This window comes from Luteolibacter ambystomatis (assembly GCF_018137965.1).
In the GTDB taxonomy this organism is placed as follows: domain Bacteria; phylum Verrucomicrobiota; class Verrucomicrobiia; order Verrucomicrobiales; family Akkermansiaceae; genus Luteolibacter; species Luteolibacter ambystomatis.
The window spans coordinates 1,139,184-1,162,491 of record NZ_CP073100.1; the positions used below are offsets into that span (position 1 = coordinate 1,139,184).

12 protein-coding genes, 1 other RNA gene and 1 pseudogene are annotated in these 23,308 nt (G+C 62.3%); 8 read left to right on the forward strand and 6 right to left on the reverse strand.

All coding sequences use genetic code 11. The annotated features are described in order from the left end of the window. Positions 1-8: 8 nt before the first annotated feature. Entirely contained in the window at positions 9-1,103 is a 1,095-nt protein-coding gene (locus KBB96_RS04380; RefSeq protein WP_211632732.1) for a TonB-dependent receptor, read from the forward strand. 106 nt (positions 1,104-1,209) lie between these two features. Here the strand turns inward: KBB96_RS04380 and ssrS are convergent. Then, positions 1,210-1,390, reverse strand: a non-coding RNA gene (ssrS, locus tag KBB96_RS21300) — 6S RNA. Between the two features lie 154 nt (positions 1,391-1,544). Between ssrS and KBB96_RS04385 the strand changes: the two genes are divergently transcribed. Continuing rightward, entirely contained in the window at positions 1,545-4,070 is a 2,526-nt protein-coding gene (locus tag KBB96_RS04385) for a DUF6600 domain-containing protein (protein WP_211632735.1), read from the forward strand. An 83-nt stretch (positions 4,071-4,153) separates the two neighbouring features. Here KBB96_RS04385 and gatB read toward each other — a convergent pair whose 3' ends face one another. The 3 genes and pseudogenes from gatB to aroC form a co-directional block, all read right to left on the reverse strand. Continuing rightward, positions 4,154-5,614 (reverse strand): Asp-tRNA(Asn)/Glu-tRNA(Gln) amidotransferase subunit GatB, encoded by a 1,461-nt coding sequence (gene gatB / locus KBB96_RS04390; RefSeq protein ID WP_211632738.1) that lies wholly within the window; start codon positions 5,612-5,614, stop codon positions 4,154-4,156. 48 nt (positions 5,615-5,662) lie between these two features. After that, on the reverse strand, positions 5,663-6,478 hold the full coding sequence (locus KBB96_RS04395) for a CvpA family protein (protein WP_211632740.1): 816 nt from the start codon (positions 6,476-6,478) through the stop codon (positions 5,663-5,665). A 114-nt stretch (positions 6,479-6,592) separates the two neighbouring features. Continuing rightward, a pseudogene (gene aroC / locus KBB96_RS04400) lies at positions 6,593-7,666 on the reverse strand (chorismate synthase); the annotation flags it as partial. A 384-nt stretch (positions 7,667-8,050) separates the two neighbouring features. Here aroC and KBB96_RS04405 point away from each other — a divergent pair. Then, positions 8,051-9,994 (forward strand): glycosyltransferase, encoded by a 1,944-nt coding sequence (locus tag KBB96_RS04405; protein WP_211632744.1) that lies wholly within the window; start codon positions 8,051-8,053, stop codon positions 9,992-9,994. A gap of 170 nt (positions 9,995-10,164) precedes the next feature. Here KBB96_RS04405 and KBB96_RS04410 read toward each other — a convergent pair whose 3' ends face one another. Both KBB96_RS04410 and KBB96_RS04415 read right to left on the reverse strand, forming a co-directional pair. Next, complete coding sequence (locus KBB96_RS04410) at positions 10,165-10,491, reverse strand: MerR family transcriptional regulator (RefSeq protein WP_211632746.1); 327 nt, start codon at positions 10,489-10,491, stop codon at positions 10,165-10,167. Then, positions 10,488-11,444 carry a J domain-containing protein gene (locus KBB96_RS04415; protein WP_211632748.1) on the reverse strand — a complete coding sequence of 319 codons (957 nt, stop codon included), beginning with the start codon at positions 11,442-11,444 and terminating at the stop codon, positions 10,488-10,490. The genes KBB96_RS04410 and KBB96_RS04415 overlap by 4 nt, the downstream gene beginning before the upstream one ends. 157 nt (positions 11,445-11,601) lie before the next feature. Here KBB96_RS04415 and KBB96_RS04420 point away from each other — a divergent pair, with 157 nt between their 5' ends. The 5 genes from KBB96_RS04420 (at position 11,602) to KBB96_RS04440 (ending at position 23,021) form a co-directional block, all read left to right on the forward strand. After that, entirely contained in the window at positions 11,602-13,149 is a 1,548-nt protein-coding gene (locus KBB96_RS04420; RefSeq protein ID WP_211632750.1) for a putative Ig domain-containing protein, read from the forward strand. 61 nt (positions 13,150-13,210) lie between these two features. Next, positions 13,211-16,180, forward strand: a complete 2,970-nt coding sequence (locus tag KBB96_RS04425) for a sensor histidine kinase (RefSeq protein ID WP_226373692.1) — start codon at positions 13,211-13,213, stop codon at positions 16,178-16,180. 12 nt (positions 16,181-16,192) lie between these two features. Then, positions 16,193-16,819 (forward strand): response regulator, encoded by a 627-nt coding sequence (locus KBB96_RS04430; RefSeq protein WP_211632754.1) that lies wholly within the window; start codon positions 16,193-16,195, stop codon positions 16,817-16,819. An 87-nt stretch (positions 16,820-16,906) separates the two neighbouring features. Next, a complete protein-coding gene (locus KBB96_RS04435) occupies positions 16,907-18,289 on the forward strand; it encodes a polysaccharide lyase 6 family protein (protein ID WP_211632756.1) in 1,383 nt (460 codons plus the stop codon). A gap of 238 nt (positions 18,290-18,527) precedes the next feature. Next, entirely contained in the window at positions 18,528-23,021 is a 4,494-nt protein-coding gene (locus KBB96_RS04440) for a beta strand repeat-containing protein (protein WP_211632758.1), read from the forward strand. Positions 23,022-23,308 lie beyond the last annotated feature (287 nt).

Here is a 23,308-nt window from a genome sequence, read left to right on the forward strand (position 1 = left end):
GCCCCATCATGAATTCCCGTTTCTCCCTGATGTTCCTCGCCGCCCTTGGGACTGCCTCCGTGGCCCAAGGCGGGGATCTCCGTGATCCCGCCCCGGACGATTCCAAGGCTGCATCGAACATCGTCCAGGCTTCCGAACCGTCGCCATGGCGCTTCGGAGCCAGCTACGCTCCATTCATCGGACTGAAAACGACGTTCTCCGGACTCGGCCGGTTCAACAGCCCTTTCACCCCGCAGCCTCTCGGTGGCGGTCAGAACCGGGACTATGACGACGGCTTCGTCCACGTCGACTCCTCCGGACCGAACAGCGGCGGCACCTGGAACTGGGGTTACGACAATAACAGCCAGTACAACCCGGCGGGCAATGGCTCGATCAATCTCTCGATCAGCAACAGCCAATCCAACGCCAGCGCGGAGGAAAAGGGCGGGGGACAGGGATTCGAGCTTATGGGCTACCGTGATCTCGGTGCCGTGGAGTGGGCCAGTCTCGGCGGCCGCAAGACCACCTGGGGTCTGCGCGGCGGCCTGCAGTACGCCCGCGTGAACATGAGCAATCATGATCTGCTGACGTCCGGCCTCACCACCGTGACGGATTCCTTCGGCCTCGGTGGTCAGATTCCTCCCGGTGCTCCGTATTCGGGTTCGTTCAATGGCCCGGGCACGGTGCTGGATGACAACCCCGTCCGCACCATCACCAATGGCGGCACGGCCCTCGTTTCCGGCACCCGCGATCTGGACACCGATCTGTTCATCGCGAACTTCGGACCTTATTTCGAAATTCCGGTGACGGATCGCTTCAATGTCCTGCTGGAGGCCGGTGTGAGCCTCGCGGTTGCTTCCGGCTCCTACGACTTCTTCTCATCCACTTCCGCCGGTGCCCTTGGCACCCAGCAGAGCGCTGGCAGTGCCTCTGAGACGGACGTTTTGCCGGGCATCTACGTCGGTCTCAGCGGTGTTTACCAGCTCAGCGAACGCTGGGCGCTGCAGGGCTCCGGACGTTACCAGTATATGAAGTCCTTCGAACTGAATGCCGGTGGTTCGAATGCGGAATTGTCGTTCGACTCCGCCTTCGTGCTTTCTCTTGGCGTGCTTTACTCGTTCTGACCGGAGTCGTTCCGACACCCATAGCTTTCACGCAAAACGGGGTTGGCATCCGCCAACCCCGTTTTCGTTTGCGGAGGCAGAGCCGATCCGCTGTTCATGAAAAAGAAAAATAACCGCTGTGCCGTCCAGGCGAGGTGAGCCACGTTCCAGGAGCCCACTAGGTGGGGACGTCCGGATGATGTTGGTCGTCCTGTAAAGGCATGACCGGATTTACCGGAGGAATGTCCCCGTGTTTATAGCATCGGTTCGGGCACGCTTGCCTGAGCGGACGCACACAGCAGTTGCAGGGATGCTACCGCCGACCGGACCGCTGGCAACCGAATTCCTGCGTTTGGACCCCGAAATCGGGGCGGCATTTCCGTGACGGATTGCAACGTGAAAAGTTTGATGAATACGCCTACCCGTGTCATTCGTCAAAGAAGGCACATCGCCAGAAACCCCATGAAACCGAAACGTTTTCTTTCCCTTGCCACGCTCGCCGTCCTGACCGTGACCGGTTGCGACAAGTCTTCCAAAGGCGGCGACCAAGGTCGTGCCGATACGGACCGCCAGCTCCAGGAAGCCCGGGACCGCGAGGCAGACCTTCGCAACCAGCTCGAGATGCAGAAGCTGGATTCCGAACGGGCGGCGCTCGATGCCGAGCGACAGCGCATCGAGGATGCCAAGGCTGATTTGGAGCGCCGCAATCTCGACGCGCAATCCGCCGAAGCCCAGCGCCTGAAACAGCGCGAGGACGATCTGGCCAAGAAGCAATCCGATTTGGATTCCCGCGAGGCGGATCTCGGCAGCCGCGAGCAATTGTTGAGCGATCGTGAGATGGACCTCGCAGGCCGCGAGCCGATTCCGGAACTCGATCCGACGCCGGATCTTCCGAACGAAGCGCCGGTTTCGGACTACAATGTTTTCTACGACCAGCTCGGCTCGAATGGCGATGGCTCGTGGTTCGAAACACCGGACTACGGCTACGTTTATCAGCCCACCGTGGTGGTACAGGACAGCTCATGGCGTCCCTATACCCGTGGCCGCTGGGCATGCAGCAACCGCGGTTGGACGTGGATGTCGGACGAGCCCTTCGGCTGGGCAACCTACCACTATGGTCGCTGGGCGCTGTGCCGTGGCCGCGGCTGGGTGTGGGTTCCCGGTGACGAATGGGCTCCGTCGTGGGTCTGCTGGCGCTCCGGTGATGACTGCATGGGTTGGGCTCCGCTTCCTCCGGAGAGCATGGGTTACCGCCGCCGTGGCTGGGGCACCTCCGTGGAGGTGGACCTGAGCATCGGCGTGGGTTGGTTCACCTTCTGCGCGATGCGGGACTTCGGTGGTCCGTTGCGCTCGCGCTGCTATCCCTACAGCCAGAACCAGCAGTGGTGGAGCCGCAGCCGCAACTGCACCAACATCACTTTCGTCAACAACCAGTTCAACATCGGTGGTCCGAGCTATCGTGACATCAACCGCCGTCTCGGTCGTCCGATGCCGTTTTACGAACTGAACCTCGACCGCTACGATCCCTCCCGCCGCGGCAATTTCAATTCCCAGGTGAACGGCAACCGCCTCAATATTTTCGCCCCTACGGTCAATGCGAATTGGAACGACGGCCTGCGTCCGAACCGCGTGAAGGACAAGTGGAATGATTTGCAGGTGGATCGTCCGGTGGCTCTCAAGCAGGACGTCGCCGAGAAATTCCGCGAGGCGCGTGAAGAACGCCAGCGCAAGGCCCAGGAAGCGATCGAGAAACTCGGTGGCCAGCAGGCGTTGCAGAAAGAGCGTCTCGCCATCCTCGAACAGAACCGCAAGGAAGCCCAGGAAAAGACCAAGGTCGTTTTCCAAGAGCGCCAGAAGGAAATCCAGGAGCGCCAGCAACAGGCGAAGGAGGATTTGCAGAAGCGCCAGCAGGATCTGCGCGACAAGCAGGGCCAGGCCAAGGAGGACATGGACAAGCGCCGTCAGGAAGCCGCCGACCGCCTCAAGGATCAGCAGCAACAGCGGCAGGATGACATGGCGAAACGCCAGCAGGATCTGCGCGACAAGCAGGAGCAGGCCAAGGACGATGCCGAGAAGCGCCGTCAGGAAATGGCGGACCGCTTGAAAGATCAACAGCAGCAGCGCCAGCAGGGCAAGGATGACGGTAAGGATCAGGCCGGCAACATGCAGGAGCGCCTCAAGCAGCAGCAGGAGCAACGTCAGGCGGATCTTGCCAAACGTCAGGAAGAACTGCGCCAGAAGCAGGAGCAGGCCAAGGACGACGCTGAGAAGCGCCGCCAGGAAGCCGCCGACCGTCTGAAGAACCAGCAGCAGGGCCGCAATGATGGTGGCAACGATCAGGCTGGCAACATGCAGGAGCGCCTCAAGCAGCAGCAGGAGCAGCGCCAGGCCGATCTTGCCAAGCGCCAGGAGGAACTCCGCCAGCAACAGGAGCAGGCGAAGGCGGAGGCTGAAAAGCGCCGTCAGGATGCCGCCGACCGAATGAAGGAGCAGCAACAGCAGCGCCAACAGCAGCAGGAGCAGAACGACCGCCAGCAGCAGATGCAGCAACAGCAGGAGCGCCTGAAGCAGCAGCAGGAAGACCGCCAGCGCCAGATGGAGGAACAGCGCCAGCAGCAGCAGGAGAAGCTGAAACAGGCCCAGCAGGAGCGCGCGCAGCAGCAACAGGAACAGGCCCGCCAACAGCAGCAGGAGCAGATGCGTCAGCAGCAACAGGAGCGCGCCCAGCAACAGCAGGAACAAGCCCGCCAGGCCGCCCAGGAGCGCGCGCAGCAGCAACAGGAGCAGATGCGCCAACAGCAGCAGGAACGCCAGCGCCAGATGGAAGAGCAGCGCCAGGCTGCCCAGGAACGCGCCCGCCAGCAGCAGGAGCAAATGCGCCAGCAGCAGGAGCAGGCCCGCCAGGCCGCCCAGGAACGCGCCCAGCAAATGCAGGAGCAGCTCCGCAAGCAGCAGGAAGAACGCCAGAAGCAGCGCAACGGCCAATGATACTCCAGCCGTAGTAGATCAAAAAAGCCCCCGTTCGCGAGAACGGGGGCTTTTTTATTGGAAGGGGATGGATGGCAGGCTGTTCAACCCAGCTTCGCTTTCAGCAGGTCGGTGACCTGCTTCGGGTTCGGCTTGGTGGAAGAGGCTTTCATCACCTGGCCGGTGAGCCAGTTGAGCAGCTTGTCATTGCCTCCCTTGATTTCGGCGACCTTCTCCGGGTTCGCGGCGATGACTTGATCGCAGAGCGTGTCGAGCTCACCCGCGTCGGTGGGCTCGAAGCCGAGTTCCCGGGCGATGGCGGCGGGTTCTTTGTCCGGGCCGTCGAAGAGCACGGTGAAGACTTCCTTGGCTTGGCTGGAAGCCAGCGTGCCGTCCTCCACCAGCGCGAGCAGGTCGTGGATCTTCGCGGAAGGCACCGGGCAATCGGCGATGGCGATGCCGCGCTCGTTGAGCAGGCCGAGCAGGTTGTTGATGATGAAGTTCGCGACCTTTTTGCCCGCGATGGCACCGGCACCATGACCGCTGACGGTCTCGAAGAACACCGAGAGATCCTTGTCCGAGGAAAGCACGGAGGCATCGTAGGCGGTCACGCCATACTCGCTTTCGAATCGCGCGGCCTTTTGATGTGGCAGTTCCGGCACCAGTGGACGGACTTTTTCCAACAGCGGCGCGGTGCGCACCGGCAGCAGATCGGGGCAGGGGAAGTAGCGGTAATCATCCGCGTTCTCCTTGGTACGGAGGACGGTGGTTTCGCCGCGATCATCATCCCAGCGGCGGGTCGACTGGATCTGCGGGATGCCCATGTCGAGTTCCTCGCTCTGGCGCTCGACCTCGAACTGGATGGCGCGGCGGATGGCGGAAACGGAATTGAGGTTCTTCAGCTCGATCTTGGTGCCGAGCGGATCGCTTTCTTTCTCACGCAGTGAGATGTTCACGTCGCAGCGCATCTGCCCCTTCTCCATGTCGGCATCGGAGACGCCGCCCTGGACGAGGATCATTTGTAGCGAGCGGAGGTAGGAGCAGACTTCCTCGCCGGATTCGAGATCAGCCTCGCTGACGATCTCCATCAGCGGCGTGCCAGCGCGGTTGAAGTCGATCACGGAGGTGGTGCCGAGGTGGGTGGACTTCGCCACGTCCTCCTCGAGGTGGATGCGGTTGAGGCGCACCACCTTGCCGGGGTTCTTGATGTTCTTCCGCGCGTCGGTGGGATAGCAGTGATCGTAGAGGGGTACGCCGCCACCAATGCAGAGGGGCTGTTCCATCTGCGTCGTCTGGTAGTTCTTGGGCATGTCCGGATAGAAGTAGTTCTTCCGGTCCCACTTCGAGATTTCCGGGGAACCGCAGCCGAGCAACAGGCCCGTGAGCAGGGTTTTCTCGATCGCCTCGCGGTTCAGCACCGGCAGCGCGCCCGGCAGGCCGAGGCAGACCGGGCAGGTGTTGGTGTTCGGGTCTTCCGCGAACGAGGTGCGGCAGGCGCAGAACATCTTGGTCTGCGTCTTGATCTGGCAGTGGACTTCAAGGCCGATGGTGACGAGGTAGGGCATCTGGGAAAAGGAGTCGGAAATCGTGAATGGGGATCGTGCCGTGAGGAATCAAAGATCGACCTCCTTGAGCGCCTGGCGGACCTTGGGATCGTTCAGTGCCCTGTTCACGGCAGGGTGGTTGAGGAGCGCGCCGTAGTGTTTGTCCTTCGCGAGTGTTTCGAGGCGCTTTTCGTCCACAGCGATCGCCTTCAACACCGGACCTTCCACCACCGGGATGGCCTTGGGCGGCACTTCGTTCCCGGCCTTGGCGGTGATCAGCTTCGCGAGCGTGAGGCGCGGACGGTCCTGGGTGAGCTCGTCGAGCTTCGCCATCCAGTCGGCGGGAATGTTCGCGGTGATCGTCTTCTTGAGGTCTTCGGAGATTTTCGCCCACTCCGGGCGCTTGGTGGCATTGCCACGGTCGGCGAAGGAGCGAAGTTCGCCGAGATTGCCCACGTGGTTCACCAGCATGATGCCAGCGGCGCAGATCAGCGAGGCGGGAACCAGTGACAGCGGGATCGCGAGCAGACGACCGAGGAAGGAGGGCTTCGAGCCCTCGCCTCCACTGAAGGGCTTGGCGATGAAGTTGGTGATCAGCCGCAGGACGATGAAGGTGATGAGTCCGGCGGCGACCGGCCACGCAATGTCCAGCCAGGGAATCGGCTTGCCGGTGTAGCGGATGGCGATTGTAGGCGATTCGCGCCACGCCCACAGGCCGACGTAAACAGCCGCCGCCAACGTGAGCGAGCCGAGCAGGATGCGGAAGATGCCACGGGCCGCCGCCATCACCGCGCAGATGATGAAGATCACCAGCGCCGCTGTTCCCAGGCTGAGCTGGGGCACGCCGCTGTTGCGGATGGAGTCGATGAAGTTCTGGAAATCCATGGCGGGCGGGTGGTCGGAAGACCAGTTCGTTCAGCCGAGATCGGCCGGAGCGGAGGTTTCGTTTGGATCGAAGTCGTCCTCGTGGCTCTTTTCTTCCACGGGAGGGAAGCCATTCTGGGCGCGCTGGCGGAGCAGATGATCCATGAGCACCAGCGTCGCCATGGCCTCCACCATCGGCACGGCGCGCGGCAGCACGCAGGCATCGTGGCGGCCGCGACCCTTCAGTTCGGTATTCTCACCGGACGAGGTCACGGTGTCCTGGGAGGTCATGATCGTGGCGGTGGGCTTGAAGGCCACGCGGAAGACGATGTTCTCGCCATTGGAAATGCCGCCTTGAATGCCACCGGAGCGGTTGCTGGTGGTGCGGATCTTGCCATCGATCATGCGGAAGGGGTCGTTGTGCTCGCGACCGGTGAGCAGGGTGCCCGCAAAGCCGGAGCCGATCTCGAAGCCCTTGGTGGCGGGCAGGGAAAGCATGGCCTTCGCGAGCTCGGCCTCCAGCTTGTCGAAGACCGGCTCGCCGAGACCCGGCGGGCAGCCACGGATCACACATTCCACCACGCCGCCGACGGAATTGCCATCGGCGCGCACTTCCTTGATCCGCTCGATCATCGGCTCGACCATGGCCGGATCGCCCGTGCGCACGATGTTTCCTTCGATCGTTTCAAACGAAACGGTTTCCGGATCAACAGTGGCGTTCAGATCGTGGATCGACTTGACCCAGGCCAGCACCTCGATGCCGGGATGGAGGGCCTTCAGCACTTGGGTGGCCACGGCGGCGGCAGCTACGCGGCCGATGGTTTCGCGGGCCGAGGCCCGGCCACCACCGGAGGGGGCCCGGATGCCGTATTTGGCGTCGTAGGTGTAGTCGGCGTGGGACGGGCGGTATTTCACCGCCATTTCGTCGTAGGAAGAAGGGCGTTGGTCGGTATTGCGGACGACGATGGCGATGGGGGTGCCGAGGGTGACGCCATCATGGGTACCGGAGAGGATTTCCGCGGTGTCTGCTTCCTTTCGGGGGGTGACGATCTCGCTTTGGCCGGGGCGGCGGCGGTCGAGTTCGCGCTGGATATCGGCTTCGGAGAGGGGAATGCGCGGCGGGCAGCCGTCGATGATAACCCCGACGCCGCCGCCGTGCGACTCGCCGAAGGTGTGAAGGCGGAAAAGTTGGCCGAAGCTGGACGACATGCGGGGAGGTTAGGAGCCGGAATCCGGCCCGCCAAGAGCGAATGGTGGTTCCCAGGTAGCCGGAGTCGTAAGACTCCGGGCTGGGGAGATTCGCGAAGTCGGGTGCAGGTGTAGTCGCCTTTGAAGGGCATGGGGGACAGCAGACGCGGTTGATAAGGGAAGAGGGCCTGCGATCCTTTCTTTCTCTTCCCGACTTCCGGCCCTTGGCTCATCGGAGGCCAGTTGGACGTGCGAGGATTAGTGGCAAATCTTTTCCGGCCGGAGTCTCACGATTCCGGCTCCGATCATCATGTGACGGAAACGACACTGGAAAGGTGCTGAGAATGTGACGGCAGGTCTGGTTTCCTGTCACCCGACGGAACGAGTTCTGTCCGTCGTCTCCGCATGAGAATCGACTTTGTCACGGATACCTTCCCACCGGACGTGAATGGCGTTTCGATGACGCTGGGAAGGCTCACCGATGGACTCCGGCGGCGTGGCCACCGGGTGCATGTGATCCGCACGGGGGATGGGAGGCCCGGCGAAACCATCGCCGCCTCTGTCGCCCTGCCGGGCTACAAGGAGGTCCGGGTTGGCCTGCCAGGGCCGTTCAAGCTGCGGAAGCGGTGGATCAAGAAGCGTCCGGACGCGATCTACGTGGCTACGGAGAGCCCGCTGGGTGATTCCGCGGTGAAAGCGGCGAAGACGCTCGGGATTCCGGTGATCACCGGTTTCCACACCAATTTCCACGAATACATGGAGCAATACCGCCTCGGCGGACTCCAACCGGCGGCAAAGTTCTATCTGAAGCGCTTCCACAGCCGCGCCGATTGCACGCTGGCTCCCTCGCCGGAGGTGGTGGAGGCGCTGCGTGCCGAAGGATTCCCGGAGGTGCATTTGCTCGGACGCGGGGTGGATACCGCCCTGTTTCACCCGGAAAAGCGTTCCTTCGACCTCCGCAGGGAGTGGGGTGCGGAGAACGATGCTCCGGTCGTGCTGATCGTCGGCCGGGTGGCTCCGGAGAAAAATCTGGATCTGGCGATGGATGTTTTCCGCCGCATGGAGGCACACCTTCCGGGCACCCGTTGTGTGGTGGTGGGGGATGGCCCGATCCGAGCCCGGCTTCAGGAGGCGCATCCGCAGGTGCATTTCGCCGGCGTGAAGACCGGGGAGGATCTGGCGGTCCATTATGCCTCGGCGGATGTGTTGCTGTTTCCCAGTGAGACGGAGACGTTTGGCAATGTGGTGCTCGAGGGGCTCGCCAGCGGTCTGGTGACGGTGAGCTACGACTATGCCGCGCCGGCTCGTCACGTCCGGCATGGTGAAAATGGTCTGAAGGCAACGAAGGGGGATGCGGATGAGTTCGCGCGGGTGGCTCTGGATGCGCTCGATGTGGTCCGCCACCAGTCGCTCCGTTGCTCCGCGCGGCAGACCGCCGAGGCGCTTGGCTGGGATCAGGTGATCGTGTCCTTTGAGGAGCGGCTTTCGTCACTGGCTGGCCAATCGAAGGACATCCTGCGTCCTCATCTGACCCCGAAGAAGCGGCCGAAGCTGGGCTGCCGCACGGTGTTCCTCTCCGATATCCACCTCGGCACGCCGGACAGCAAGGCGGCGGAAGTGACCCATTTCCTGAAGCATCTGCGTTGCGAGAAACTGGTGCTCAACGGTGACATCATCGATGGCTGGGCGCTCCGCCGCGGCGGCCGCTGGCGCGGGCGGCACAGCCGCTTCATCCGCAAGGTGCTCAAGATGATGGAGAAGGACAAGACCGAGGTGATCTACCTGCGGGGCAACCACGATGACATCCTCGAGCGTTTCCTGCCGCTGGCTTTCGGTCGCCTCAAGGTGATGAAGGAGCACATCCACACCGCGCTCAATGGCAAGCGCTACCTCGTGGTGCATGGTGATGGCTTCGACAGCGTTTCCACCAATCACAAGTGGCTCGCCGTGCTGGGGTCGGTCGGCTATGATGTCTTGCTCAACCTCAACCGCCTCTACAACCGTTGGCGTGCCTGGCGCGGGAAGGAGTACTTCTCCCTCAGCAAGAAGATCAAAGCGAAGGTGAAGAGCGCCGTCAGCTTCGTGGATCGCTACGAACACCAGCTTCAGGAACTCGCGCGTCACAAGAAGTGCGATGGCATCATCTGCGGCCACATCCATACTCCCGAGGACAAGGAAGTCGGGGAGATCCACTATTTGAATTCGGGCGATTGGGTCGAAAGTCTCACCGCGATCATCGAGCATCTCGACGGTCGCATGGAACTGGTGGAATACAGCTCGTTCCTGGCGGGTCTCGGCAGCACGCTGGAGATCGAGGAAGAGAATGTCAGCGAGACCGAGGCGGCGTGAGGCGATGTGGATGGGCCGGAGGTCGGAAGATGCCGTCCCAGACTGAATTGACATTCAAAGCGTGAGGCCGGGTGTCTCTGATGTGGAGTGCGGCGATGCCCCGTCGCACTCCAAATCCAGAGCGCCCTTTGGATGGTTCCCATCCAAGGCAAAATGAATGCTGGTTCAGCCTAGAGCCTCAATTTCCGCAATTCCTCACGCAAACGTTCCACCTCGGTCACGAGATGGAAAACCATCGGCAGCACCTCCAACGGCACGCCTTGCTGATGCCGCAGGTGTTCGATACGGCGGATGTCGTACAACGCGTCGTCATCGAAAACCGGGTCCGCGGTTCCCTCGGTGCGTGCGGCACCCAGCAGCCCGTCCCGGCAATAGCGGCGCAACACATCAGGCTCGACCGATGTGCGCTCGGCGGCTTCTTCCAGCGAATAGTGCGGTGTTTCAGACGGACGTACTTCGATGGAGACGGCGGTGTGGACGAGGACGAAGCGGGTCATGACGGGTTCCTCGGGTTGAAGTTGGATGCGGCGGCGAGTTTTTTCCAGAGTTCCTCTTCCTCCGCCGTGCTGTGGTCGGGCACCTGGATGTGAACGATGGCATAAAGATCGCCACGCTGCTTGTCCTTTCCGGTCATGCCACGGCCTTTCAGGCGCAGGCGGGTGCCGGATTCGGTGCCGGGTGGGACACGCAGCTTGGCGGGGCCGTCCAGCGTGGAAATTTTTACCTCCACGCCGAGCACCGCTTCCCAAGGCGCGAGGTCGAGATCGTAGTCGAGATCCGCGCCATCGACCTGGAACTCCGGATGCCGGGCAAAACGGATGCTGAGATACACATCTCCGGCCGGAGCGCCTCCGGCTCCGGGACCACCTTTGCCAGCCAGGCGGATGCGCTGGCCTTCGCGCAGTCCGGCGGGGATGCGGATGTCGAAGGTGTCCGCCGTGCCATCCGGTCGCCGCAGGGTGATGGAGCGTTGCGATCCATGGAGGGCGTCTTCCAGGGAGACGAGGATGTCCGCCTCAACATCATGGCCGCGTTGTTGGAAGGAGCCTTGCGGACGGGACGAGCGCGGAGATCCGCCGAAGCCGCCCTGCGCGCCGCTGAAGTAGCGCTCGAAGAAGTCGCTGAAACCGGTACCGCCGAATTCAAACGATGCTCCTCCTTCGTTCGGCTCCCACGACCATCCGCCGAAGCCGCCTTCCGAGGGCGGTGGTCCGCCGGTCTGGTTCCAGTTCGCGCCGAGTTCATCGTAGCGTTTGCGCTTTTCCGGATCTCCGAGCACCTCGTAGGCCTCGTTGATCTGTTTGAATTTTTCCTCGGATCCGGCCTTGTCCTTGGCCACGTCCGGGTGATGGGTGCGCGCCAGCTTCCGGAACGCCTTTTTGATTTCCTCCTGGGTCGCGCCGCGGGAGACGCCGAGGGTTTCGTAGTAGTCCTGGAACTTCACTGACATGCAGGGTTGCGGGATGATCTCTTTCCGATCCCGAGCCTAACATGAGCACGTTCCGGCCCGGGGGCAAACGGATTCCTGACGATCCGGGGGCACGGAGAGCTACTCATCCATGTAGCTGTGGGCCTGCCGCTCATCGGCACAAGATCGGGGTCCATCCATGACCCCGCGTTCCCTCCTTTCCACTGCTGTGGTGCTCGCGCTCGGCTTCGCCGCCTCTCCGTTGCTAGCGTCCGCCCAGGAACCCGCTGCGGCACCGATCCTCACGCCACCGCCGCCCGCCGAACCGCGGGTGAACGGCCCGAAGATCTTCGGCGTTCGTCCGGGCGCGCCGTTCCTTTACTCGATCCCGGCGACCGGTGATCGCCCGATGACTTTCGCCGCCACCGGCCTGCCTGCGGGGCTTGCGCTTGATCCTGCCACCGGCCGCATCTCCGGCAGCGTGAAGGCGCGCGGCACTTACGAGGCGAAGCTGCTGGCCCGCAATGCCAAGGGTACTGCGGAGAAGGCCTTCCGCATCGTGGTGGGGGACACCATCGCCCTTACACCACCCATGGGCTGGAACAGTTGGAATTGCTGGGGTTCGAAGATCGACCAACAGAAAACCCTCGCCGCTGCGAAGGCCATCGTGCGCCACGGCCTCGATCGCCACGGCTGGACCTATGTGAACATCGACGATGCATGGCAGGGCAAGCGCGGCGGTCCTTTCAATGGCATCCAGCCGGATCCGAAGAACTTCCCGGACATGAAGAAGCTCTGCGACGAGGTTCACGGCATGGGATTGAAGATCGGCATCTATTCCACGCCATGGGTCACCACGTATGCCCGCCACATCGGCGGCTCCGCGGAGAATCCGGAAGGCGATTGGACGTCGCCGGGCAATGGACCGAAGACCGTGAACAAGAAGATCCTGCCATGGGCCATCGGCAAACACTCCTTCGCCACCCATGATGCGAAGCAATGGGCCGCGTGGGGCATGGACTATCTCAAGTATGATTGGAACCCCATCGAGGTGCCGGAGACTGCTGAGATGGAAAAGGCCCTGCGCGACAGCGGCCGGGATGTGATTCTCAGCCTTTCCAACAGCACGCCCTTCAAGAGCATCCCGGAACTCAGTCGCATCGCCAACTGCTGGCGCACCACCGGCGACATCAAGGATACCTGGGACAGCATGAGCAAGAAGGGCTTCACCCAGGACAAGTGGGCGCCTTTTGCCGCGCCTGGGCATTTCAATGACCCGGACATGCTGGTGGTTGGTCATGTCGGCTGGGGCAAGCCGCACCCGACCAACCTCACGCCGGACGAGCAATACACCCATATCAGCATCTGGTGTCTGCTGTCCGCGCCACTGCTGCTGGGCTGTGACTTGGAAAAGCTCGATGACTTCACTCTGGGGCTGCTCACCAATGACGAAGTGCTCGCCATCAATCAGGATGTGCTATGCAAGCAGGCCGTGAAGGTGGCGGGCACCGATGTGCTGCCGGTTTTCGCCAAGCCGCTCGAAGATGGCTCGAAAGCGGTCGGTCTTTTCAATCTTGGCACCGATGAAGCCGAGGTGGCCGTGACATGGAAGGATCTCGGTCTGAATGGCGGTCAGACCGTTCGTGACCTCTGGCGTCAGAAGGATGTGGGCGCTTTCCCGGACGGCTATCGCGTGAAGATCGCTCCGCACGGAGTCACCCTAGTGCGGGTGATTCCGGCGAAATGAAATTCCAATGCATGCACGGGTTCTTGCTGACGGGCCTCTCCGGAACACCTAGCGTGACTTGATGGTGGTGATCCGGCGGATGGCTGTGGCGGTGTGGTTGGCAGGCGGGATCGCCTGTCCGGCGGCCCGCGCCATTCCACCGGAGGTGCCTTTCTCCTCGCGCGCGTGGGAGACCGATGACGGACTCCCGCATGGAGGGGTGAATGCCGTCCTGCGCCGCGAGGATGGCTTTCTGTGGATTGCGACCCAGGGCGGTCTTGTGCGTTTCGATGGCATGGAGTTCGTGCAGAAGCGGTCGCCGTTGCTTTCCGACGCGCGTTCTTCCCGCGTGATCGACATCATTGAGGAAAACCCGCGCACGATGTTGGCCGCGTGCGATACCTCCGGATTGGTCCGTCTGGAGGAAGGAGGGCTTTCGGTTCATCCGCTCAGCGCCTCGCTTGGTTCCGGGCGGCGGATTCTTTCACTCTTTCATGAGAGCGCGGATGTCTTCTGGGTGCTGTGCTCGGACCGCGAGTTGTGGCGCTGGGACCATGGCTCGGCGGTGCGGTTTCCTCCGACGGAGCATGTCTATACCTCCGCACCTTCTTCTTTCGTAAGGATGACAGATGGCTCGGTCCTGCTGACCCGTGGTGATGGCCTGGAGCGTTTTCAGAAGGGCTTGCTGGCTCCTGTCACGGGTATTCCCGAACGATCGATCATTGTGTCCATCTGCCATGGTGGTGGGGCCTGGGTGGCATCCCCCGACCGTTTGTTGAAACTGGATGGGGATGCGATCTCCGTTTCCGACGCCGCCGTACCCTGGCTGGGTACACCACCGGCAGTCATGCTGGAGGATCACGAACACGCGCTTTGGATCGGGACGAAGTTTCGCGGCCTTTTCCGCCGCGAGGGGGATGTCATCCGGCCGATGGACACCTCGCATGCGCGCATCACCTCGTTGTCCGAGGACGCGGATGGAAACATCTGGGCCGGTACCGCAGGTGGAGGCTTGAACCGCTTCCAGCATGCGCGCTTCCAACTGCTGGGGGAGAAAGAGGGATGGATGTCGGACATCGTCGGCAGCGTGTGCGAGGACGGGAAAGGACGGCTTTGGTTCGGCAACACCAATCTCGGACTGCGTCAGGTTGGCGAGGGCCGGTTTCTCGCGGCACCTCCGGTGGCGGGCTGGCCGCACAAGGCGATGCCCATCCGGACGGATGCGGCGGGCTCGGTTTGGGTTGGCATCAACAACCGTCTTGGTCGTCTGGATCCGGACAGCGGCACGATGGAATCCATCGCCATTCCTTCACTCGGTTCGCTCCATGTCATTTTCACCGACCGCAGGAACCGGGTGTGGGTGGGTGGGGATTTCGGCGGGTTGCTGCGCGTGGAGGACGGATCGAAACAACGCCTGTTCGGAGCGGACGATGGCTTCACCGGCTTGCAGATCCGCTCGATGGAGGAGGATGCCAGAGGGACCTTGTGGATTGGAACCGAACAAGGCGAGATCTTCGAGCATCGCGGTGATGGCTTCATCCGTCATGCCGAGGCGGAGGGATTGCGCGGGAGCGCGGTGCGCAGCATTGTGGCGGATGCGGATGGCACGTTGTGGGTGGGAACCGGCGGAGGGGGGCTGTTCGTGAGGCGGAACGAACGCTTCACTTCCATCGGCGAGGAACAAGGCCTGCCGGATGATGTGATCTCCCAGCTTCTCGATGATGGCGCGGGAGCGCTGTGGTTTGGTGCGAGCCGTGCTCTCTACCGCGTGAAAAAGTCCGAGCTTCTCGATTGCGCGGCGGGTCGCGTGGCAGGCGTTCACCCGGTGCGTTTCGGGGAAGGGGATGATCTTCCCAACTTTTCCGCCGCAGCGAACTATCAGCCTTCATGCTGGCGCACCCGGGCCGGGACGCTGTGCTTCGTTTCGCGGAAAGGCCTCGTCATCGCCGATCCATCCGTGGCTCCGCACGAGGCGCGCGCATTGCAGGTGCATCTCGACAAACTGGTGGCGGATGGCCGGGCGTTGCCACCGGGAGTGGCGAAGGTTCCGTCGTCCGCTCGGAAGATCGAGTTCCAGTTCACCGCGCCGACCTTCACGTCACCTGAAAAAGTCCGCTACCGTTACCGGTTGACTGGACTGGATGCGGAATGGAGCGAACCCACGGCGACCCGGTCGGCAACCTATTCGCCACTCAAGCCGGGGCGCTACCGGTTCGAAGTCGCGGCTTGCGATAGCAATCTCGTGTGGAGTCCGCTGGTCACCTCGCTGCCGATCGAGATCGTGCCCGCGTGGTGGGAGACGTGGTGGGCGCGTGTGCTCGCCGTGGTCGTTTCCGGCGCGCTGCTGGTTGTAGCCGTGCGCTATTGGTCCCACCAGCGTTTGAAAGCACGGCTGCTCCAGCTTGAGTCCGGACGCCGCTTGCAAAACGAGCGGGCGCGCATCGCCCGTGATCTCCACGATGGTCTTGGAGCCGGGTTGACGCAGGTCGGCATGATGGCGGAAGAACTGGCGGAGGAAGGTGGCGGCGTGGAGGAGATGAAATCCTACTCCGCCGGCATCGCCGGGCGCGTCCGTGATCTCGCGCGTGACCTGGATGCGGCGGTGTGGAGCGTGAGCCCGAAGAACGACACTCTTGCCGCGCTCTGCGGTTATATCTGCCAGTATGCCATCGAGTATTTCCGTGAGACGCCGGTGCGTTGCCTCGTCCACGTCGCGCCGGACATTCCGGCGGTCGCACTTTCTCCGGAGGATCGGCACCATCTTTTCCTCATCGCGAAGGAGATCCTGAACAATGTGCTCAAGCACGCGGGAGCCTCGCAGGTGATCCTTTCCATGGGTCCGGAGGAAGCCGATTTCGTCATCGCCTTCGAGGACAATGGTCGCGGCTTTCCCTCCACCACCGCTCCCGACCGCCATGGCTTGGAGAACATCCGCGAGCGGGTGGCGGCTGTTGGCGGCGTGATGGATCTGCGGAGTTCCGGGGAAGGGACCGCCATTCGTATCCGGCTCTCTTCTTTCCCTCTTGCGGAAAAGCCGCTATCTTCCCACTGATTCCATTCCGCCATGCCCATCAGCGTCGCCATCATCGAGGATGATCCCGGCATCCGTGAGATGCTCACCCGCACCATCGAGCGTGCGTCCAGCCTGCGTTTCATCCAGAGCTTCTCCTCCGCGGAGGAAGCCTTGGAGGTGCTTCCTGAGCTCAAGCCGGATGTGGTGATCATGGACATCCAACTCCCCGGGATCAATGGCGTCGAGTGTACGCTGCAACTGAAGAAGATCGTTCCTGCGATCCAGATCCTCGTCTTCACCGTCTTCGGGGATGACGATCTGGTCTTCAAGGCGCTCGAGGCGGGAGCCAGCGGCTATCTGCTCAAACGCACGCCACGCCAGGCCGTCATCGATGCGGTGCGGGATGTCTGGCACGGCGGGGCCCCCATGAGCGGAGAGGTGGCCCGCAAGGTGGTGGAATCCTTCCGGAAGCCTCCGAAGGCCAAGCTCGAGGATGCGGAGCAACTGACACCACGCGAGGAGGAGGTGCTGGCCTTGCTGGCGAAGGGCTACATCACCAAGGAGATCGCCGATCAGATCGGCATCAGCTTCGACACCGTGCGATTCCACCTGAAGCATATCTACCGCAAGCTCCATGTCCGCTCCCGCAGCGAGGCCTTGATCAAGTATCTGAAGTGAGCGAGGGAGGGAGACATGGGAGGGACCGCGCTACTACTCATCCGTGTAGCTGTCGCTTCCGCGCCGGTGGGAGGACGATGCGGCGTCATGCGTCCGTTGATTCTTCTGGCTGTCTCCCTCGTATCCTCCGCCGCAGCGCGTGAGATCCCGGTGTCCTCCGCGACCGATCTGGCCCGGGCCATGCCCAACCTGAAGCCGGGCGATACCGTGGTCCTGGCGGACGGCGAGTGGCGGAACCAGGATCTCGTGCTCCAGGGAAAGGGGACGGAGGCAAGGCCGGTCACCTTCCGTGCGGCACATCCCGGAAAGGCTGTTCTCGTCGGAAACTCCTCGTTGGTGGTGGATGGAAGTTTCCTTGTGGTGGACGGGCTGTGGCTGAAGGAATCCACCACCAGCGGACGGGCCATTTTCCTGCGCGGGGATCACTGCCGTCTGACTTCCTGCGCGGTCACGGGTGGCAATGCCCGCAATTTCCTCGATATGACCGGGACCGATCACCGCATTGATCACTGTTACTTCGCGGACAAAACCACGGAGGCTCCCACGATCCAAGTTCAGGTGGAAGAAAGTCCGAACCGCCATCGCTTCGACCACAATCATTTCGGGCCGCGTCCACCCCTGGGCCGCAATGGCGGCGAGACGATGCGTATCGGCTACAGCGGCCAGTCGATGCGATCCTCCGCCACGCTTGTGGAGGACAATCTGTTCGAGCGTTGCGATGGCGAGATCGAGATCATCTCCAGCAAATCGTGTGACAACATCTATCGCTCGAACACATTCCGCGATTGCGCGGGCATGCTCACCCTGCGTCATGGCAATGGCTGCCGGGTGGAGGGGAACTTTTTTTTCGGCGGAGGCAAGAAGGGATCCGGAGGCATCCGGATCATCGGGGAGAACCATGTGGTGGTGAACAACTACATCGACAATGTGGCGGAGGGTTCTTTTTGGATCACGGCCGGTATTCCGGAGTCGCCGTTGGTGGGATACTTCCAGGCCAGGCATTGCACCATCGCCTTCAATACCGTCGTCGCCAGCCGCGGAGTCTGCATCCAGACCGATGCCGGCATGGGGTCCTCCGGGCGCACATTGCTGCCGGAGGACATCACCATCGCCTACAATCTGCTGAACCTTCCACCCGGAGCAGTGCCCGCGCGCGGCCGCCAGGGCGGCGGTGTCGTATGGACCGGCAATGTTTCGAATATTCCTGCAACGGATTTCACTACGGTGGAGCCCCGTCTGATCCGTAGTCCGGATGGCATGTGGCGTCCGTCCACCGGCAGCCCGGTGGGTGGTGTCGCGAAGGCTCTGCCGGGAATCACCACCGATATCGATGGGCAGCCACGTCCGGAACGCTGTGACGTGGGATGCGATCAGGCATCCGCCGCCAAAACAATCCATCGGCCGCTCTCTGCCGCAGATGTCGGACCCGCTTGGATGGATCGTGGTGCGGCGAGCAGGCCCACGCCGTGAGATGGATCCATTGCGAGTGAGTGGAATGCCGTGGCCGGAGCGCGGGCTTCAGCGTTGCTGGCTTCGGACGCGGTTGATTTGGAGTCCGGCTCATGACGAACCGCGCGGATCATGAGTGCTACTCATTCGTGTAGCTGACGTGCTCTCCACGCCACGTGCAGAGTGGCAGGTATCCGGAGAGAACCCATCGCCCCCTTGCGGGACCGTGCTCCGGCCACTCCCAAACCGAAAGCCCATCATGAGCCCCCGCATCCCGGACCGCCCGATCATCACACGCGCTTCCCTTCTTGCGACAGCCGCCACGCTTTTTCTTGGAAACCTGCCAGCCCGCGCCGCCACCAAAACTTGGGATGGCGGCGGCACCAATGATGCCTGGCTGACAGGCCCCAACTGGAATGCCGACACCGCACCCGCCGCGAACGACATCCTCATCTTCGGCGGCAACATCCGCATTGCCCCGGTCAATGATTTTGCGGTGGGAACCGTTTTCACCGGCCTCTCATTCGCCGCCGGTGCGGGAGCTTTCAATGTGACGGGCAATGGTATCGTTCTCAACCGCTCCACCGTCACGAACAACGCGACGAACGCGGTGACCCTGGGGCTTCCGGTCACTCTTGGTCCCGGCAATACCACGCTGAGCACTCCGGCCACCGGAGGAATGATGACACTCTCGGGTGCCTTCGCGCGTTCCACCGGTTCGACGGTGGTGGTGAACCGCGTGGGCGGAAACATCAACTTCACCGGCTCGGGTCTCGTGAACGATACCACCGGCATCCTCGGTGGCTGGGCCGTGATCGGCAATGACTGGGCGTGTCTCGATGGCGCGGGCAATACGGTGCCCTACAACGGCTATACGAACATCTCCAACGGCGCGATCACTTCCAATGCCAGCTTGAACTACCGTTACACCGCGGACACGGCGAACATCACTGCAGCGGCCGGCACTGCGGTCAATACGATCAGCGCCACCATCGGCACGAACCGCAATCTCACGCTCGCCGGGGTCATGCGGCTCGGTCCGCGCGGTGGCATCTACCGCACCGGTGTTTCCACCGCGAACAGTATCCTGACGGTGACGGGTGGCACGCTCACGGCGAATGGCGGTGGTGAGATCACACTGCTGGACGCCACCACCACGGCCGGCAATTTCACCGCCACCAACAACAACCTGCGCGTGGACTCCGTGATTGCGGATGACGCTGGCAATCCGGTGTCGGTCAATATCATGGGCTACGCGGACATCCGCGGCACGAATACCTATACGGGAGGCACCTTCATCAACCTCGGCCGAGTCCAGGCGGCGGGTAACTCGGTCTTCGGAACCGGTACGGTGAGCGTCTATCAGGGAGGACAGGCTTTCCTGAACAGCGGAGCTGCCTTCGCCAACAACTTCGTCATCACCGGTACCGGCACCACCGAGACCAGTGGTGGACAGACGATGGGCGCGATCCGCATGGGCGGTGGATCTTCGCTCTCCGGCATCATCACGCTGGCGGAAAACGCGCGGATCTCCGGTGCGTCCGGATCGAACAACACGATCACCGGCAAGCTCACCGGTCCGGGACGACTCGAGCTCACCGCCTCCACGGGAAACAACGGCGGCATCACCCTGAACAACGCCGCCAATGATTGGAGCGGCGGTTTGCTCCTCACGGTGGGTGGCGCCACCCGGCAGGTCTATCTGAAGCTCGGCGCGGACGAGCAGATCCCGGACGGACCCGGGAAGGGAAGCGTGACCATCGCGGGCGCTTCGGACATCGCCCGTCTCGATCTCTCCGGCCGCAATGAAACCATCAATGGTCTCAGCAGCGCGGTGAACACGTTCAACCAGTTGAAGAACACTTTGGCCACTCCCTGCACGTTGACGGTGGGTGGAGGCAATGCGAATGGCGATTTCGGCGGCACGCTGGATGATGCCGGTGCCGGAGCGATCAGCCTGGTGAAGATCGGCAGCGGCACGCAGATCCTGCGGGGCACCACCAATCATCAGGGCACGACGACCGTGAACGGAGGACGCCTGGAGTTCGTGGGGGATTTCAATGGTCCCGGGACGATCACGGTGAACAGCGGGGGAGTGCTTGCGACCAATGCGCAGTTGAATCCGGAGGTCACCATCTCGACGGGCGGCTTGCTGGTCAGCAATGCGGCCGCCGGCACCGGGATCACCGTGAAGGGAAACCTCAACCTCGGGGAAGGCTCCGCGATCCAGATCAATACCGCCTCCTTTCCCACCAATCCGGTCAGAGTGCAGCAGTATCTGAACCCCACGGGTGGGGTGGGCAGCGTTTCGATCAACCTGACCGGCGTCACTCCGGCGGTCGGCCAATATCCGCTCATCAGCTACAGTGGGATCGGCGGGATCGCCGGGGTAGGCCTGTCGGCATTCAAACTGGGGACCGTGCCTCCGCGTTTTCACGCGGATTTGTACGATGACACGCTCAACCAGGTGATCGTCATGGATGTCACCTACAGCGGCGATTTCCCGGTGTGGTCCGGCGCGACCAGCAGCGAATGGAGCACCGCTGTTCTGGCTTCTCCGAAGAACTGGGTGCTGAATTCGAACGCAGCGACCATCACCGACTATTTCGACGGAGAGATCGATCTTTTCGACGATACGGCGGTCTCGACCACCCTGAACATCAGCGCGGGTCCGGTGAGCCCCCTGGAGGCACGCTTCAACAATGGTGTGCTCGATTACCTCGTGACGGGCAGCAATGGCATCGCGGGAACCGGGATGCTCACGAAGAATGGCGGCGCCTTGGTGACCCTCGCCACCGACAACAGCTATACAGGACAAACGAAGATCGACGCGGGAACCTTGCGCGTGGGGAATGGAGGTACGACGGGAACCGTAGGAACGGGGGCGGTCGTGAACAACGCCCTGTTGGATTTCCGGCGCAGCGACACCCTCACCGTGGCCAATGTGATCTCCGGCACGGGTCTTCTTACCCAGTCCGGTTCGGGCACGCTCGTTCTCTCCGGAACCAACACCTATACCGGCGGCACGAACATCGACGTGGGTACCTTGCGGGCGACGAACAGCAACTCCGTGGGTGCGCTTCCCGGCGGTGTCGTCACGATTGCGAATGGCGGGGCTTTCGATCTCAGCGGCAACCCCACCGCCAACAATCTCAACTTCGGCCAGAAGTCCTTCGTCATCTCCGGGGCCGGCCCTGCCGGACACGGTGCGCTCGTCAACAGCGGCACGGTGAACCAGCAGAACGCCTTCCAGCGTGTCACACTCGCCGCGGATGCAAGCATCGGGGGAACCGCCCGGTTCGATGTCCGTGCGACCCAGGCCGCCGGAGTAAACCAGGCATCGGTGGATCTCGCGGGCCATACTCTCACGAAGGTGGATGACAACACCGTCTGTCTGGTGGCGACGGATGTCAGCGACGGCAATATTGTCGTCAATGGCGGGATCTTCAGCATGGAGACCACGACCAGCATCCCCGACTACGGCACGGGAAAAACCGTGACCTTCAACACCGGAGCCAGCGCCCAGTTCTATTCGAACACTGCTGCGGTTTCGACCATCACCCGCCCGTTCGTCTTCAACGGCAGCGGCTGCAAGATCGCGAACGCGAGCGCCGTGGCATCGCTCATCGGCAGCCCGATAGAGTTGCGCGGCGACGTGGCCCTCACCACGTTGCCAGGGAATCTTGTTCCAGGAAATCTGACGCTTGGCGGCAATATCACGGAATCGGGCGGAACCTACGGGCTGACGAAGAGCGGAACCTGCACAATCATCCTTTCCGGAGCCAGTTCCTACACCGGCCCCACCACCGTATCGACCGGCACCTTGTTGGTAAATGGATCGCTGGGTAGCACCGCGGTGACCACCGCTGCCGGGACGACCTTCGGTGGTACGGGTCTGGTGACCGGGCCTCTCACGGTGGGAGGCACGCTTGCCCCCGGCAATGCCGCCATTGGCGCGTTGACGGCAGGTGCCGTGACCCTGCAGCCCGGCGCCACACTGGCGATCCAGATCAACTCGGGCACGGTTGCTTCGGACGCTTTGTTCGCCGGGAACATCAATCTCGGCGGTGCCACGCTGGCCGTCACCGATGCGGGTGCCGCAACTCTCGGAGATGGCACGAAGATCGTGATCGCCCAGTACACCGGCACCGTCACGGGCTCTTTCGCCAATCTCGCGGACGGCGGTTCGCTGGTGATCGGGGCGAATACCTTCCGCCTCAACACCCACGATCTGGTGGCCGGCCAAAATTCAATCACCCTGACGGTTTCGGCTCTCGTGTTCAGTCCGGCTTACGATGCGTGGGCCAGTCTCATGGGGCTCACCTCCCTGAACAATGCTCCGGATCTCGATCCGGATCACGATGGGCAATCGAATCTTCTGGAGTTCGCCCTTGCCGGGAATCCTCTCTCCTCCTCCGCAAATGCGGGCATCGCCAGCCGCGTGGTCGAGATCGATCCGGGCAGCGGAGTGGAGCGGGTGCTTACGCTCACCATTCCGGTCCGCGGCGCGGCGGGATTCTCAGGCCCGGGGGATCTGGTTTCCGCGACCGTTGACCGGGTGATCTACACGGTGCAGGGCACCAACGATTTCTCCGATTTCACATCGATGGCGGTGGCGGAGGTCATCCCCGCGGTGACATCGAATCTTCCGAATCTCCCGGCAGGATGGAGCTATCGCACATTCCGGACTCCGGGCAGCGTCACTTCTTCTCCCAAGGTGTTCCTGCGGGCGACGGTGACGGCCGCGCCCTGAAGCGCATATCGTTTTCCATGGGCAGATGCATAGCGAAGCCCGCCGGTCTGCAAGGACCGGCGGGCTTTTTGCTGCTTGGCGAGACATCATGCAGGATGCCCGATGATCCAAGCATCCTGCACGATTTTTGGAAATTCGTTGACCACCGTGCAATTTGACGGATCAGATCGGGCGGAAATACCGATGACTCGTTTCGCGGAAAAATCCCCCCTGCTTCTGATTTGGGCCGTTTGGTTGGGCTTCGCAGCAGTGTTTGCCGCGGATCATTTCACCCCTTTTGGGGTTTC